Raw genomic sequence first — 16,181 nt, forward strand, 5'->3', positions numbered from 1 at the left:
GTCCACAGTTCTACTTCCGTACAACTGACGTAACCGGTACTATCGAACTGCCAGAAGGCGTAGAGATGGTAATGCCTGGCGACAACATCAAAATGGTAGTGACTCTGATTTGCCCAATCGCGATGGACGAAGGTTTACGCTTCGCAATCCGTGAAGGTGGTCGTACAGTTGGTGCTGGTGTAGTAGCTAAAATCATCGCTTAATTGCGATAGAAATTAGTTTGAAAAGGAAGCTTCGGCTTCCTTTTTTGTTTAAGTGGATTATTTCATAGGTTTTGTGGTTTGCATGGGATTCGCATCCTTGCTTACAAAGTCGAATAAGAATACAATCTATGGCCGATTTTTGACCCTGAGCTTATGCTATTTTGCGTTTCTAAGGGTGTTCGGAAATGCAGAGTGATGTGGGATTATGCCCGTCAATTAATGTGCTCTAAGCTCAGGCCGTATTGAGTAACGGAAAAACCGATGACAACAAATACTGAAAACCAGAACAATTCTCTGGATATCGTGAAGTGGGGTTTAGTGATTGTATTGCTAGCCGCTGCTGTTATTGGCAATCAAATGTATAGCGAAGCCAGTGCCGTCATACGTGCGCTTAGTGTTATCGTTGCATTCGCTATTGCTGGTTTTATTGGTTGTATGGCCGACGCGTCAAGAAGCGCTAAACACCACTTTTATTGTCCTTGCAGCAACAGGTATCTTAGCTCTTATCCTTTGGGGTATGGATGCTGTGTTAATGCGAATTGTCAATTTTATCACTGGCGTATAGGCACCTCGAATGACTGAAGCTAAAAAAAGATGGTATGTAGTGCAGGCATTCTCAGGCTATGAAGGCCGAGTTTGTAAGTCACTGATTGAATATATTAAAATGCATGGCATGGAAGCATACTTCGGTGAAGTATTGGTTCCGACTGAAGAAGTCATCGAAATGCGTGCAGGTCAGCGTCGCAAGAGCGAACGTAAGTTTTTCCCTGGCTATGTGTTAGTCCAGATGGAAATGAACGATGACAGCTGGCATTTAGTCAAAAGCATCCCGCGTGTTTTAGGCTTTATTGGCGGAACGTCTGATCGTCCTGCCCCAATTTCAGATAAAGAAGCTGATGCAATTCTGCGTCGCTTACAAGAAACGACAGCGTCACCGACTCATAGAACTATATTTGAGCCTGGTGAAGTGGTACGTGTGTGTGATGGTCCATTTGCTGACTTTAACGGCACCGTTGAAGAAGTGGATTATGACAAGAGCCGCGTGAAAGTATCAGTGATGATCTTTGGTCGTTCTACGCCTGTTGAACTTGATTTTAGTCAAGTTGAAAAAGGCTGATTAAATAAACTACAAAATCCGTTTGGCAACGGGTGCGAATTTCTATATAATTCGCACCCGTTGTTTTCGGGGGAGCATGTCAGCATGTCGCTGATGCGCGTTTGAACCCAAACTGAGGAAATGTCAGATGGCAAAGAAGATTGATGCTTATATTAAGCTACAAGTAAAATCCGGTTCTGCGAACCCATCACCACCAGTTGGTCCAGCTTTGGGTCAAAAAGGTGTGAACATCATGGAATTCTGTAAAGCGTTTAACGCCCGTACAGAAAAAATGGAAAAAGGCATGCCTATTCCAGTCGTGATCACTGTTTACAGTGACCGTTCATTCACTTTTGAAACTAAGACTTCTCCAGCGTCTTACTTACTGAAGACTGCTGCAGGCCTGAAATCAGGTTCTCCACGTCCAAACACTCAGAAAGTGGGTACTATCGCTCGCGCTAAAGTTCAAGAAATTGCTGAACTGAAAGCTGCCGATATGACTGGTGCTGACATTGAAGCGATGACTCGCTCAATCGAAGGTACTGCGCGTTCAATGGGTTTGGTTGTAGAGGATTAATATAATGGCAAAGCTAACTAAACGCATGCGCGTAATTCGCGAAAAAGTTGACGGTACTAAAAGCTACGATATCAATGAAGCTGTTGCTCTGTTAAAAGAATTAGCAACTGCAAAATTCGTTGAAAGTGTAGACGTAGCAGTTAACCTGGGTATTGACCCACGTAAATCTGACCAAAACGTTCGTGGTGCAACAGTGTTGCCACACGGTACTGGTCGTGACGTTCGCGTTGCAGTATTTACACAAGGTGCAAATGCTGAAGCTGCTAAAGCTGCTGGCGCTGAGCTAGTTGGTATGGATGATCTGGCTGAGAAAATCAAAGCCGGTGAAATGAACTTTGACGTAGTTATCGCATCTCCAGATGCAATGCGCGTTGTTGGTATGTTAGGTCAAATCTTAGGCCCACGTGGTTTAATGCCTAACCCTAAAACAGGTACAGTAACGCCAAACGTTGCTGAAGCTGTTAAGAACGCCAAAGCGGGTCAAGTTCGTTACCGTAACGACAAGAACGGTATTATCCACACTACTATCGGTAAAGTGGATTTCACACCAGTTCAATTGAAAGAAAACTTGGAAGCGTTAGTGTCAGCACTGAAAAAGGCTAAGCCTGCAGTTGCTAAAGGCATTTTCGTGAAAAAGATCAGCATCTCTACCACTATGGGTGCAGGTGTTGCAGTTGATCAAGCTACGCTTGAAACAACTCTATAATTTTACAAAGCGGGTGCATTAGTCTATAATGCGCGCACTTTGTGGGTTGAAGCCTGTTTTATCTTCCGTTTAAGCGGAGTTTAACTCAGGTTTCCGTCCAAGACCGCAGGTGTTTTTTGTAAAAATAACTTAATTTCCTGCGTAGACGGTGTCAGGCCCCAGCTAAAATTTTTTACTGGATAATCTGCACCGTAAGTCACTAAATACATAAGTATTTAGTATGGTAAATACTAGGGAATACCCTAGGTAGAATCCAGGAGTAAAGCCAATGGCATTAAGACTCGAAGACAAAAAAGCGATTGTTGCTGAAGTCAACGAAGCTGCCAAAGGTGCGCTATCTGCAGTTGCCGCTGATTCTCGCGGTGTGACTGTAGGTGCTATGACCGGTCTGCGTAAAAAAGCTCGCGAAGCTGGTGTATATGTACGTGTAGTACGTAACACGCTAGCTCGTCGTGCTGTTGAAGGTACTGCTTTTGAGTGCCTAGCAGAAACGTTCACTGGCCCAACTTTGATTGCTTTTTCTTTAGAGCACCCAGGTGCTGCAGCACGTCTGTTAAAAGACTTTGCTAAAGAACAAGCTAACTTCGAAGTTAAAGGCGCAGCCTTTGAAGGGAATTTCATCCCTGCAGCTGAAATTGATCGTTTGGCGAAACTGCCAACATACGAAGAAGCACTAGCTCAGTTAATGATGACTATGAAAGAAGCATCTGCTGGCAAGTTCGTTCGTACACTGGCCGCCCTGCGCGATCAAAAACAAGAAGCCGCTTAATTTCAAGCTGGCTGCTTAATAAAATTGAATTCAGAACAATAGGAAACATTTGTTATGTCTATCACTAAAGACCAAATCTTAGAAGCCTTTGCAGCTATGTCTGTAATGGAAGTTGTTGAACTGATCGAAGCTATGGAAGAGAAGTTCGGCGTTTCTGCCGCTGCTGCTGTTGTTTCTGGCGGTGCAGAAGCAGTTGTTGTTGAAGAACAAACAGAATTCAACGTAGTTCTGACTGCTCACGGCGACAACAAAGTTGCAGTTATTAAAGCCATCCGTGGCGCAACTGGTTTAGGCCTGAAAGAAGCTAAAGCTATGTCTGAAGCTGCTCCAGTAGCAGTTAAAGAAGGCGTTTCTAAAGAAGAAGCTGAAGCTCTGAAGAAAGAACTTACTGAAGCTGGTGCTTCTGTAGAAATTAAGTAAGCTATTATTTTGCTTGCTCACCCAAGCCACTTGGGTGGAGGCTGGCGGTTTTTTAACCGTCGGCCTTTTTTGCGCTATATGCGCTGGCGATTTTTTTTCACCGTTTGTCGCCAAATTTTGCAGTCCCTAGCAGAGATTACTGGTTAGGTTCTTGCCATCAACGGTGATGGGCAAACGTGCTGAATTTTAATAACTTAAGTTATTTATTCAGTCTTGGTCACATCTCGTAAGCAGAGGAAACCCATGGTTTACTCCTATTCTGAAAAGAAGCGTATTCGCAAAGACTTTGGTAAGCGTCCAAAAGTTTTGGATATCCCTTATTTATTGTCTATCCAGCTAGACTCTTTTAAGAAGTTCACCGATCAAGATCCTACCGGTGAGCGCGGTTTAGAAGCCGCCTTCCGTAGCGTTTTTCCCATCAAGAGCTTTTCTGGTAACTCAGAACTGCAATACGTCAGCTATAAGCTTGGCGAGCCTGTTTTTGATGTGAAAGAGTGTCAGATCCGTGGTGTTACGTATTCAGCTCCACTACGCGTTAAATTACGCATGGTGTTGTATGACCGTGAAGCAGCGGCGGGCACAGTAAAAGATATTAAAGAACAAGAAGTCTACATGGGTGATATCCCATTGATGACGGATAACGGTACTTTTGTTATCAACGGTACTGAGCGTGTAATCGTATCTCAATTACACCGTTCTCCAGGCGTGTTCTTTGATCATGACCGTGGTAAAACCCACTCATCAGGTAAGGTGCTGTATAACGCACGTATTATTCCTTACCGTGGTTCATGGCTTGACTTTGAATTCGATCCTAAAGATGCACTATTTGTGCGTATTGACCGTCGCCGCAAACTGCCTGCGACCATCATGTTACGTGCATTAGAATATTCTACTCAAGAGATCCTCGATCTGTTCTTCGAGCGCGTTGAGTTCAAGATCAAGAAAGATACTCTGGTCATGTCTTTGGTGCCTGAACGTCTGCGTGGCGAAACTGCCAGCTATGACATCAAGGATGCTGAAGGTTCTGTACTGGTTGAAGCGGGACGTCGTATTACTGCGCGTCACATTCGTCAGTTAGAAAAGACTAATACCACTGAGCTTGAAGTGCCAGTTGAATATATCGTGGGCAAATATGCTGCTCAAGATTATATCGATCCGGACACGGGTGAAGTTTTAGTCTCTGCCAACAGTGAAATTAGCTTAGAAGATCTGGCTAAACTATCATTGGCCGGTATTAAAGATATCAGCACGTTGTATATCAACGAGCTAGATCATGGTGCTTATATTTCAGATACGCTGCGTATCGATTCAACCACTAACCGCTTAGAAGCGCTGGTTGAGATCTATCGTATGATGCGTCCTGGCGAGCCACCAACCAAAGATGCTGCCGAAGCGCTATTCCAGAACTTGTTCTTCAGTGAAGAGCGTTATGACCTGTCTAAAGTAGGTCGTATGAAGTTCAACCGTCGTCTCAGCATTCCTGATGACGAAGGTAGCGGTGTATTGTCTAAAGAAGACATCGTCGCGGTAATGAAGAACATCATTCATATCCGTAACGGTTTCGACGAAGTCGATGACATCGATCACTTAGGTAACCGTCGTATTCGTAGCGTCGGTGAAATGGCTGAAAACCAATTTCGTGTTGGTTTAGTCCGTGTTGAGCGCGCCGTGCGTGAACGTCTGTCTTTAGGCGATCTGAACGAGCTGATGCCACAAGACTTGATCAACGCTAAGCCAATTTCTGCTGCAGTGAAAGAGTTCTTCGGTTCTTCTCAGCTGTCACAATTCATGGACCAAAACAACCCGCTGTCAGAAGTAACGCATAAGCGTCGTATTTCTGCACTTGGCCCTGGTGGTTTGACTCGTGAACGTGCTGGCTTCGAAGTCCGCGACGTACATCCAACGCATTATGGTCGTTTATGTCCAATTGAGACCCCTGAAGGTCCAAACATTGGTCTAATCAACTCATTAGCAAGTTTTGCCCGTACTAACTCTTACGGCTTCCTAGAAACGCCATACCGCAAGGTTATCGACGGCGTGATTACTGACGAAGTGGAATACTTGTCAGCAATTGAAGAAGGTCGTTATGTGATTGCACAGGCGAACATCGAAGTTGACGCTAGCGGTCGTATGGCAGAAGAGCAAATTGCTTGTCGTCATAAAGGTGAATCAACCTTTATGCGCGCTGCTGACATCCAGTATATGGACGTTTCGCCACAACAGATTATTTCTGTTGCTGCGTCGCTGATCCCGTTCTTAGAACACGACGATGCTAACCGTGCCTTGATGGGTGCGAACATGCAACGTCAAGCCGTACCCACACTGCGCTCTGAAAAGCCGCTAGTAGGTACTGGTATTGAGCGTACTTTGGCTGTTGACTCTGGTGTTGTGGTTGTTGCTAAACGTGGTGGTTTTGTAGACTACGTTGATGCGAGCCGCATCGTTGTTAAAGTAAATGAAGATGAGCTGCGTCCAGGCGAAGCCGGTATCGACATTTATAACCTGACTAAATACACCCGTTCTAACCAAAACACTTGTATCAACCAACGCCCTTGTTGTGCTGTTGGTGAGCCAGTCGTTCGTGGTGACGTGTTAGCAGACGGTCCGTCTACTGACTTAGGTGACTTAGCCCTTGGCCAGAACATGCGTATCGCATTCATGCCTTGGAACGGTTACAACTTCGAAGACTCGATCTTAATTTCTGAGCGCGTAGCGCAAGAAGACCGTTTCACCACTATCCACATTCAGGAGCTGTCTTGTATTGCTCGTGATACCAAACTGGGTAGCGAAGAAATCACGGCTGATATTCCAAACGTAGGTGAATCTGCTCTGTCGAAACTCGACGAGTCAGGTATCGTTTACATTGGTGCAGAAGTGAAGGGCGGCGATATTCTGGTTGGTAAAGTGACGCCAAAAGGCGAAACACAGCTAACGCCAGAAGAGAAGTTACTCCGTGCTATCTTCGGTGAGAAAGCGTCTGATGTTAAAGACAGTTCACTGCGTGTTCCTAACTCTGTTAAGGGCACTATCATCGACGTGCAGGTATTTACCCGTGACGGCGTTGAAAAAGACAAGCGTGCAGTTGAAATCGAAGAGATGCATATTGCCCAAGCTCGTAAAGACTTAGGCGAAGAGTTCAAGATCCTTGAAGAAGGTGTATTGAGCCGTGCACGTAACCTGTTAATTGGTGCTGGTTTCACTGAAGCGCAAATTGCTGCGTTGCCACGTAAAGATGTATTGGTTCAAGTCATTGACGATGAAGCAAAACAAACTGAACTTGAGCAATTAGCTGAACAGCATGAAGAGCTGAAAGCTGACTTCGATAAGAAGTTTGAAATCAAACGTCGCAAGATCACCCAAGGTGATGACTTGGCGCCAGGCGTACTCAAGATCGTTAAGGTTTACTTAGCGGTTAAGCGTACTATCCAACCTGGTGACAAGATGGCGGGTCGTCACGGTAACAAGGGTGTTATCTCTAAGATTTGCCCAATCGAAGACATGCCATATGACGAACAAGGTAACCCAGTAGACATCGTATTGAACCCGCTAGGTGTTCCATCACGTATGAACATTGGTCAGGTACTTGAAGTCCATATGGGCGCCGCTGCCAAAGGTATTGGTAACAAGATCACTGCGATGCTTGAAGAACAGCGTGAGCTGGCTGAAGTTCGTGGTTACATCAAGCAAGTTTATGAATTAGGTGACGAAGTGCAGCAGCGCGTCGATATCGATTCATTCACTGATGATGAAGTATTACGTCTTGCGACTAACCTGAAAGGCGGTATCCCGATTGCAACTCCTGCATTCGACGGTGCTAAAGAGAAAGAGATCAAGCAGATGCTTGAACTTGCAGGTTTGCCAACCTCTGGTCAGTTGAAGTTGTTTGATGGTCGTACCGGTAACGAATTTGAGCGTCAAGTAACGGTAGGTTACATGTACATGCTCAAACTGAACCACTTAGTTGATGACAAGATGCACGCCCGTTCTACCGGTTCGTACAGCTTAGTGACTCAACAACCACTGGGCGGTAAAGCTCAGTTCGGTGGTCAGCGTTTCGGTGAGATGGAAGTGTGGGCACTAGAAGCATACGGTGCCGCTTATACGCTTCAAGAAATGCTCACTGTTAAATCGGATGACGTTAACGGTCGTACTCAGATGTATAAGAACATCGTCGACGGTAACCATCAGATGCAACCTGGCATGCCAGAGTCCTTCAACGTGTTACTGAAGGAGATCCGTTCACTCGGTATTAATATCGAGTTGGATCAGGCATAAGCGCAGGCCTTTAGCCGCGTTTGGCAAACAGAATGGTGCTCCGTGCAAGCGGAGCACCCGGTTTAACTCCTTCAGGAGAGAAACGTGAAAGACTTATTAAAGTTTCTGAAACAGCAAAGCAAGACTGAAGAATTTAACGGCATCAAAATTGGTCTGGCATCGCCTGATCTGATCCGTTCTTGGTCTTTTGGTGAAGTTAAGAAGCCAGAAACCATCAACTACCGTACCTTCAAGCCTGAGCGTGAAGGTCTGTTCTGTGCGCGTATCTTTGGCCCAGTCAAAGATTACGAATGTTTGTGCGGTAAGTACAAACGTTTGAAGCACCGTGGTGTTATTTGTGAAAAGTGTGGCGTTGAAGTAACCCAAACTAAAGTACGTCGTGAGCGTATGGGTCACATCGAACTGGCTAGCCCAGTTGCGCACATTTGGTTCTTAAAATCACTGCCGTCACGTATTGGCTTAATGCTGGATATGACGCTGCGTGATATCGAACGCGTACTGTATTTTGAATCATTTGTCGTGATCGAGCCTGGCATGACCAGCCTTGAACGTGGCCAAATGCTGACAGAAGAAACTTATCTGGATGCATTAGAAGAATACGGTGATGAGTTCGAAGCTAAAATGGGTGCCGAAGCAGTACTTGAACTGTTACGTGCTATCGATTTAGCGAAAGAAATCGAACAAATGCGTGAAGAATTGCCTTCAATCAACTCTGAGACTCGTCGCAAGAAAGTGACTAAACGTCTTAAGTTGATGGAAGCATTCTACACTTCAGGCAACAAGCCTGAGTGGATGATCTTAAAAGTACTGCCTGTGTTACCACCTGACTTACGTCCGTTGGTTCCGCTCGATGGCGGCCGCTTCGCGACTTCAGATCTTAACGACCTGTATCGCCGCGTGATCAACCGTAACAACCGTTTGAAGCGTCTGTTAGATTTAGCTGCGCCAGACATTATCGTACGCAACGAAAAGCGTATGTTACAAGAGTCTGTTGATGCGCTATTAGATAACGGTCGTCGTGGTCGTGCTATTACCGGTTCTAACAAGCGTCCTCTGAAATCTTTGGCTGATATGATCAAAGGTAAGCAAGGTCGTTTCCGTCAGAACTTGTTGGGTAAGCGCGTCGACTATTCTGGTCGTTCGGTAATTACCGTAGGTCCTACTCTACGTCTGCACCAATGTGGTCTTCCTAAGAAGATGGCACTGGAACTGTTCAAGCCATTCATCTATGGCAAGCTAGAAGGTCGTGGCTTGGCTACTACTATCAAAGCGGCTAAGAAGATGGTTGAGCGTGAAGTAGCGGAAGTTTGGGACGTTTTGGATGAAGTGATCCGCGAACATCCAGTGATGCTCAACCGTGCACCAACACTGCACAGACTGGGTATCCAAGCGTTCGAACCTGTACTGATTGAAGGTAAAGCAATCCAGTTACACCCACTCGTTTGTGCGGCATACAACGCCGACTTCGACGGTGACCAAATGGCGGTACACGTACCGTTAACACTGGAAGCGCAGCTTGAAGCCCGTGCCCTGATGATGTCTACCAACAACATCCTGTCACCAGCCAACGGCGAGCCTGTTATCACCCCGTCTCAAGACGTGGTATTGGGTCTGTACTACACCAGCCGTGAGCGTATTAACGGCCGTGGTGAAGGTATGGCATTTATGTCTGTTGCTGAAGTTGAAAAAGCTTACGCAACTGGCGCTGCTGAACTGCATGCCCGCGTTAAAGTTCGTATCACTGAAACCATTATTGGTGACGATGGTGAGCGCACTGAACAACGCCGTATCGTTGATACGACTGTGGGTCGTGCTCTGCTGTCACTTATTCTGCCAGCAGGTTTGTCATTTGATCTGGTTAACCAGAACATGGGCAAAAAGCAGATCTCTAAACTGTTGAACACCTGTTATCGTCAACTGGGTCTGAAAGATACTGTTATCTTCGCTGACCAATTGATGTATACCGGTTTCCGTTTTGCAACCATCTCTGGTGCCTCTGTAGGTATCGATGACATGGTTATTCCAGACGAGAAATACACCTTAGTTGCTGATGCAGAAGCGGAAGTTCTTGAAATTCAAGAGCAGTTCCAATCTGGTCTAGTAACAGCCGGTGAGCGTTACAACAAAGTTATCGATATCTGGGCAAGTGCCAACGAAAAAGTTTCTAAAGCTATGATGGAAAACCTGTCAACTGAGACAGTGATTAACCGTGATGGTGTTGAAGAGAAACAAGCCTCGTTTAACAGCATCTATATGATGGCTGACTCAGGCGCTCGTGGTAGTGCTGCACAGATCCGTCAGTTGGCGGGTATGCGTGGTCTGATGGCTAAGCCAGACGGCTCAATCATCGAAACGCCAATTACCGCTAACTTCCGTGAAGGTCTAAACGTACTCCAGTACTTTATTTCTACTCACGGTGCGCGTAAAGGTCTAGCCGATACGGCATTGAAGACAGCGAACTCGGGTTACCTGACTCGTCGTCTTGTAGACGTTGCACAAGATTTAGTGGTTATCGAAGACGATTGTGGTACTCACGAAGGTCTAACCATGAAACCGCTGATTGAAGGTGGTGATGTGGTTGAGCCGTTACGTGAACGCGTACTGGGTCGTGTGGTTGCGATTGATGTGTTCTATCCCGGCACTGAAGACGTATTAGCACCACGTAACACGCTACTCGACGAAGCATGGTGTGACAAGTTAGAAGAGCATTCAATCGACGAAGTGATTGTACGTTCTGTTATTTCTTGTGATACCGATTTCGGGGTGTGTGCAGCTTGTTACGGTCGTGACTTGGCTCGTGGTCATATTATTAACCACGGTGAAGCCATCGGTGTTGTGGCAGCACAATCTATCGGTGAACCAGGTACACAGTTAACGATGCGTACGTTCCACATCGGTGGTGCGGCATCTAGAGCGTCTGCAGAAAACAATGTCCAAGTGAAAAACTCGGGTTCATTGAAACTGCATAATGCTAAGCATGTTACTAACAGTGACGGCAAACTGGTTATCGTTTCTCGTTCTTCTGAACTGGCCGTTATTGACGAGCTGGGTCGTGAGAAAGAGCGTTATAAAGTGCCATACGGTACTGTGCTCGAGAAGCTAGAAGAAGCGGCTGTTGAAGCGGGCGATGTTATCGCTAACTGGGATCCACATACTCACCCAATCATTTCTGAAGTGGCGGGTAGTATCAAGTTCGTAGACATGATTGACGGTGTCACTATGACACGTCAAACAGACGAACTAACGGGTCTGTCATCAATCGTGATCCTTGACGTTGGTCAGCGTGGTACTGCGGGTAAAGAAATGCGCCCAATGATCCGTCTGCTTGGCGCTAATGGTGCTGACTTGATGATCCCAGGTACTGAAGTTCCAGCACAGTACTTCTTACCAGGTAGTGCGATCGTTAACTTAGAAGATAACGCGCAAATCAACGTGGGTGACGCATTAGCTCGTATTCCTCAGGAATCGTCTAAAACACGCGACATCACCGGTGGTCTGCCACGCGTTGCTGACTTGTTCGAAGCGCGTAAGCCAAAAGAGCCTGCTATTCTGGCGGAAATCTCTGGTACCATCTCGTTTGGTAAAGAGACCAAAGGTAAGCGTCGTTTGGTGATTACACCTGCTGATGGCGGCGATCATTATGAAGAGATGATCCCTAAGTGGCGTAACTTAAACGTGTTCGAAGGTGAAAAAGTCGAACGTGGTGAAGTTATCGCTGACGGTCCAGAAGCGGCACACGACATTCTGCGTCTTCGTGGTATCCACAACGTAGCAAACTACATTGTGAACGAAGTACAGGACGTTTACCGTCTGCAAGGCGTGAAGATCAACGATAAGCATATCGAAGTGATCATCCGTCAGATGCTGCGTAAGTGTCTTATCACTTCTGCCGGTGACACTGACTTCCTCGAAGGGGAACAAGCTGAAGTGTCACGCGTGAAGATTGCTAACCGCGAACTGATCGCCCAAGGTAAAGTGCCTGCGACCTTTGAACGTGAACTACTGGGTATTACTAAAGCATCTCTGGCAACAGAATCCTTTATCTCAGCAGCATCGTTCCAAGAAACCACGCGCGTACTGACCGAAGCCGCTGTAGGTGGTAAGAGCGATCAATTACGTGGTCTGAAAGAAAACGTTATCGTTGGCCGACTGATCCCAGCCGGTACTGGTTACGCTTATCACAAGACTCGTAATGAAGCGCGTGCGAAGAAAAACGAACCTGTAGTAGTGAACAAGATCACTGCAAGTGAAGCCGAACAGAACTTGGCCGATCTCTTAAACTTGGCTGGTAGCCAAGATTAAGTAATAAGTTTGTTATAAAAAGGCGCCTATGGCGCCTTTTTTCTTGTAATATGCCGCAAAAGTTGGCTATTTCTTGACAGTCAGGCATTACCTTTCTAAAATTCCGCGTCCCACCATTGTGGGATATAGATTTTTCACACCTTATCGTTGAGTTTGATTCAACTGACTCGGAGCTATACATGGCAACTGTAAACCAGTTGGTACGTAAGCCACGCGCGCCAAAAGTCGACAAGACTAACGTGCCTGCGTTGAATGCGTGCCCGCAAAAACGTGGTGTTTGTACACGTGTGTACACTACTACCCCTAAAAAACCTAACTCTGCACTACGTAAAGTAGCTCGTGTGCGTCTAACTAACGGTTTCGAAGTTACTTCGTACATCGGCGGTGAAGGCCACAACCTGCAGGAACATAGCGTGATCTTAATCCGTGGTGGTCGTGTTAAAGACTTACCAGGTGTGCGTTATCACACTATTCGTGGCGCATTAGACTGTGCAGGCGTGACTTCACGTCGCCAAAGCCGTTCTAAATACGGTGCTAAGCGTCCTAAGTCTTAACTTATCCGTTAAGTAAGGCCAAGCTAGTTTTATTTTGAGAATTCCAGTTTTGGAAATCCCTGAAGCATACGGAGAATTGTTATGCCAAGACGTCGCGTTGTAGGACAACGTAAAATCCTACCAGATCCAAAGTTTCACAGTGAGTTGCTGGCTAAGTTCATCAACGTCATTATGCAAGACGGCAAAAAGTCGACTGCAGAAAAAATTATTTACAAGGCACTAGATGTTGTCGCTGAAAAGAAAAGCGAAAACCATTTAGTTATCCTTGAAGCAGCCCTGGACAACGTTCGCCCATCAGTCGAAGTTAAATCTCGTCGCGTTGGTGGTTCTACGTACCAGGTACCATGTGAAGTTCGTCCTGTGCGTCGTAACGCACTGGCGATGCGCTGGTTAGTTGAAGCTGCTCGTAAGCGTGGTGAAAAATCTATGGCTTTACGTCTGGCAGGTGAAATGCTGGATGCGTCTGAAAACAAAGGTACTGCTGTTAAGAAGCGTGAAGACGTGCATCGCATGGCTGAAGCTAACAAAGCCTTTGCTCATTACCGTTGGTAATATGATGGTGTGGGCTTAGGCCCACACCATAGTTGTTGATATTGCCAAGGCTTAGGTCTTGGTGGAGAGGGTATAATCGTGGCTCGTACAACCCCAATTGAGCGTTATCGTAATATCGGTATTTGTGCTCATGTTGACGCAGGTAAAACCACCACAACAGAACGTGTTCTGTTCTATACCGGTTTGTCTCATAAAATCGGTGAGGTGCATGACGGCGCCGCTACCACAGACTGGATGGTTCAAGAGCAAGAGCGTGGTATCACTATCACCTCTGCTGCGGTAACCACATTCTGGCGTGGTATGGATGCTCAATTCACTGAACACCGCATCAATATCATCGATACCCCTGGTCACGTTGACTTTACTATTGAAGTTGAACGATCTCTGCGCGTCCTCGACGGTGCTGTTGTCGTTTTCTGTGGTTCATCTGGTGTTGAACCTCAGTCAGAAACAGTGTGGCGTCAAGCTGATAAATACCGCGTTCCACGTTTGGTATTTATCAACAAGATGGACCGTGCAGGTGCAGACTTTGAACGTGTAGTGAAGCAAATTAGAACTCGTCTTGGAGCCACTTGTGTGCCTATTCAATTGAATATTGGTGCAGAAGAAAACTTCAAAGGCGTGATCGACTTAATCAAGATGAAAGCAATTAACTGGAATGAATCAGACCAGGGTATGACTTTCACTTATGAGGAGATCCCTGCAGAGTTAGCAGCTAAAGCGGCTGAAATGCATGAGTATCTGGTTGAAGTGGCAGCCGAATCTTCGGATGAACTGATGGATAAGTACCTTGAAGAAGGCACGCTATCAGAAGACGAAATTAAAAAGGCGCTACGTCAGCGTACTATAAATAATGAAATCGTTTTAGCGACTTGTGGTTCTGCATTTAAGAACAAAGGCGTTCAAGCGGTACTTGATGCGGTTATTGAATTCTTGCCAGCGCCAATTGATGTGCCTCCAATTAAGGGCATCGATGAGAACGACCAAGAAGTAGAACGCCCATCAGATGACAATGCGCCTTTTGCTGCATTGGCATTTAAGATTGCTACAGATCCATTCGTAGGAACTTTGACCTTTATTCGCGTGTACTCAGGCGTACTCGAATCAGGTTCGGGCGTTTACAACTCTGTCAAACAGAAGCGTGAACGCGTAGGTCGCATGGTGCAAATGCACGCAAACGATCGCACTGAACTGAAAGAAGTCCGGGCTGGTGATATCGCAGCGGCGATTGGTCTAAAAGAAGTGACTACGGGTGATACGCTTTGTGATAACGATCATAGAGTGATCTTGGAACGTATGGAGTTTCCAGAGCCAGTAATTACCATTGCCGTTGAGCCTAAGTCAAAAGCCGATCAGGACAAAATGGGTATCGCGTTGCAAAAACTTGCAGCGGAAGATCCATCATTCCGAGTTGAAACTGACGAAGAATCATCACAAACTCTGATTTCGGGTATGGGTGAGTTACACTTAGACATCATCGTAGACCGTATGCGTCGCGAATTTGGTGTTGAATGTAACGTAGGTAAGCCACAAGTGGCCTACCGCGAAACTATCCGAGCTTCAGTAGAAGCTGAAGGTAAATTTGTACGCCAATCAGGTGGTCGTGGACAATTCGGTCACGTTTGGTTAAAACTAGAGCCTAATGAAGAAGGCGCTGGTTACGAATTTGTCAATGCTGTTGTGGGAGGTGTGATTCCTCGTGAATTCATTCCTGCGGTTGATAAAGGTATCCAAGAACAGATGAAGAATGGCGTTCTCGCTGGCTTCCCTGTGTTGGACGTGAAGGTCACTCTGTTCGATGGTTCATATCATGATGTGGACTCGAACGAGATGGCGTTCAAAATTGCAGGTTCTATGGGCTTCAAAAAGGGTGCGCTTGAAGCGAATCCGGCGTTGCTCGAACCTTGCATGAAAGTAGAAGTAACTACCCCTGAAAATTATATGGGTGACGTCGTTGGTGATTTGAACCGTCGTCGTGGCTTAATTGAAGGGATGGATGATGGCTTCGGTGGCATCAAAATAGTCCATGCTGTAGTGCCTCTTTCTGAAATGTTTGGTTATGCAACTGATTTGCGCTCTGCTACACAGGGTCGCGCTTCATACTCTATGGAGTTCTTGAAGTACTCTGATGCACCGCAAAACATTGCAAAAGCGATTATTGAATCTCGTAGCTAATATCCAGTTACGACATAAATGTTATTATGGTCCAGCACTGACTGGACTATTCTGAAAAGAAAGGAATATATCGTGGCAAAAGCTAAATTTGAACGTATTAAGCCTCACGTAAACGTGGGCACCATTGGTCACGTTGACCATGGTAAAACCACACTGACTGCAGCTATCTCTCACGTACTGGCTAAGACCTACGGTGGCGAAGCTAAAGACTTCTCTCAAATCGATAACGCTCCAGAAGAGCGTGAGCGCGGTATTACGATCAATACCTCTCACATCGAATATGACACGCCTTCACGTCACTACGCACACGTAGACTGCCCAGGCCACGCTGACTATGTTAAAAACATGATCACTGGTGCTGCACAGATGGACGGCGCGATTCTAGTAGTTGCCTCTACAGACGGTCCAATGCCACAGACTCGTGAGCACATCCTGCTTTCTCGTCAGGTTGGCGTACCTTTCATCATCGTGTTCATGAACAAATGTGACATGGTAGATGACGAAGAGTTACTGGAATTGGTTGAAATGGAAGTGCGTGAACTTCTGTCAGAA

General features: G+C 46.1%; 11 protein-coding genes and 2 pseudogenes. All 13 read left to right on the forward strand.

The genetic code is table 11. The features are described from left to right. A pseudogene (tuf, locus tag L5M10_RS21320) lies at nt 1–203 on the forward strand (elongation factor Tu); the annotation flags it as partial. A 261-nt stretch (nt 204–464) separates the two neighbouring features. After that, nucleotides 465–768 (forward strand): annotated as a pseudogene (secE, locus tag L5M10_RS21325) (preprotein translocase subunit SecE). Nucleotides 769–777: 9 nt separating this feature from the next. Next, entirely contained in the window at nt 778–1,320 is a 543-nt protein-coding gene (nusG, locus tag L5M10_RS21330) for a transcription termination/antitermination protein NusG (RefSeq protein ID WP_263255866.1), read from the forward strand. Nucleotides 1,321–1,447: 127 nt separating this feature from the next. After that, a complete protein-coding gene (gene rplK / locus L5M10_RS21335; protein WP_006083611.1) occupies nt 1,448–1,876 on the forward strand; it encodes a 50S ribosomal protein L11 in 429 nt (142 codons plus the stop codon). A 4-nt stretch (nt 1,877–1,880) separates the two neighbouring features. After that, on the forward strand, nt 1,881–2,582 hold the full coding sequence (gene rplA, locus L5M10_RS21340) for a 50S ribosomal protein L1 (protein WP_105251030.1): 702 nt from the start codon (nt 1,881–1,883) through the stop codon (nt 2,580–2,582). A gap of 268 nt (nt 2,583–2,850) precedes the next feature. Then, the gene (rplJ, locus tag L5M10_RS21345; protein ID WP_006083609.1) at nt 2,851–3,351 is read left to right on the forward strand and encodes a 50S ribosomal protein L10; all 501 of its coding nucleotides are present in this window, start codon (nt 2,851–2,853) and stop codon (nt 3,349–3,351) included. A gap of 54 nt (nt 3,352–3,405) precedes the next feature. Beyond that, the gene (rplL, locus tag L5M10_RS21350) at nt 3,406–3,771 is read left to right on the forward strand and encodes a 50S ribosomal protein L7/L12 (RefSeq protein ID WP_105251031.1); all 366 of its coding nucleotides are present in this window, start codon (nt 3,406–3,408) and stop codon (nt 3,769–3,771) included. A gap of 243 nt (nt 3,772–4,014) precedes the next feature. Continuing rightward, entirely contained in the window at nt 4,015–8,046 is a 4,032-nt protein-coding gene (gene rpoB / locus L5M10_RS21355; RefSeq protein WP_105251032.1) for a DNA-directed RNA polymerase subunit beta, read from the forward strand. Between the two features lie 84 nt (nt 8,047–8,130). Continuing rightward, nucleotides 8,131–12,348 carry a DNA-directed RNA polymerase subunit beta' gene (gene rpoC, locus L5M10_RS21360; protein WP_105251033.1) on the forward strand — a complete coding sequence of 1,406 codons (4,218 nt, stop codon included), beginning with the start codon at nt 8,131–8,133 and terminating at the stop codon, nt 12,346–12,348. Nucleotides 12,349–12,527: 179 nt separating this feature from the next. Next, nucleotides 12,528–12,902 carry a 30S ribosomal protein S12 gene (gene rpsL, locus L5M10_RS21365; RefSeq protein ID WP_006083605.1) on the forward strand — a complete coding sequence of 125 codons (375 nt, stop codon included), beginning with the start codon at nt 12,528–12,530 and terminating at the stop codon, nt 12,900–12,902. An 81-nt stretch (nt 12,903–12,983) separates the two neighbouring features. Further along, entirely contained in the window at nt 12,984–13,454 is a 471-nt protein-coding gene (gene rpsG, locus L5M10_RS21370; protein WP_011787570.1) for a 30S ribosomal protein S7, read from the forward strand. A gap of 78 nt (nt 13,455–13,532) precedes the next feature. Continuing rightward, nucleotides 13,533–15,629 carry an elongation factor G gene (gene fusA / locus L5M10_RS21375; protein ID WP_006083603.1) on the forward strand — a complete coding sequence of 699 codons (2,097 nt, stop codon included), beginning with the start codon at nt 13,533–13,535 and terminating at the stop codon, nt 15,627–15,629. Between the two features lie 72 nt (nt 15,630–15,701). Continuing rightward, on the forward strand, nt 15,702–16,181 hold a 480-nt coding region (locus L5M10_RS21380), incomplete at its 3' end, for a GTP-binding protein (protein ID WP_263165002.1).

The organism is Shewanella sp. SM32, from assembly GCF_025654235.1.
Classification (GTDB): Bacteria; Pseudomonadota; Gammaproteobacteria; order Enterobacterales; family Shewanellaceae; genus Shewanella; species Shewanella oncorhynchi.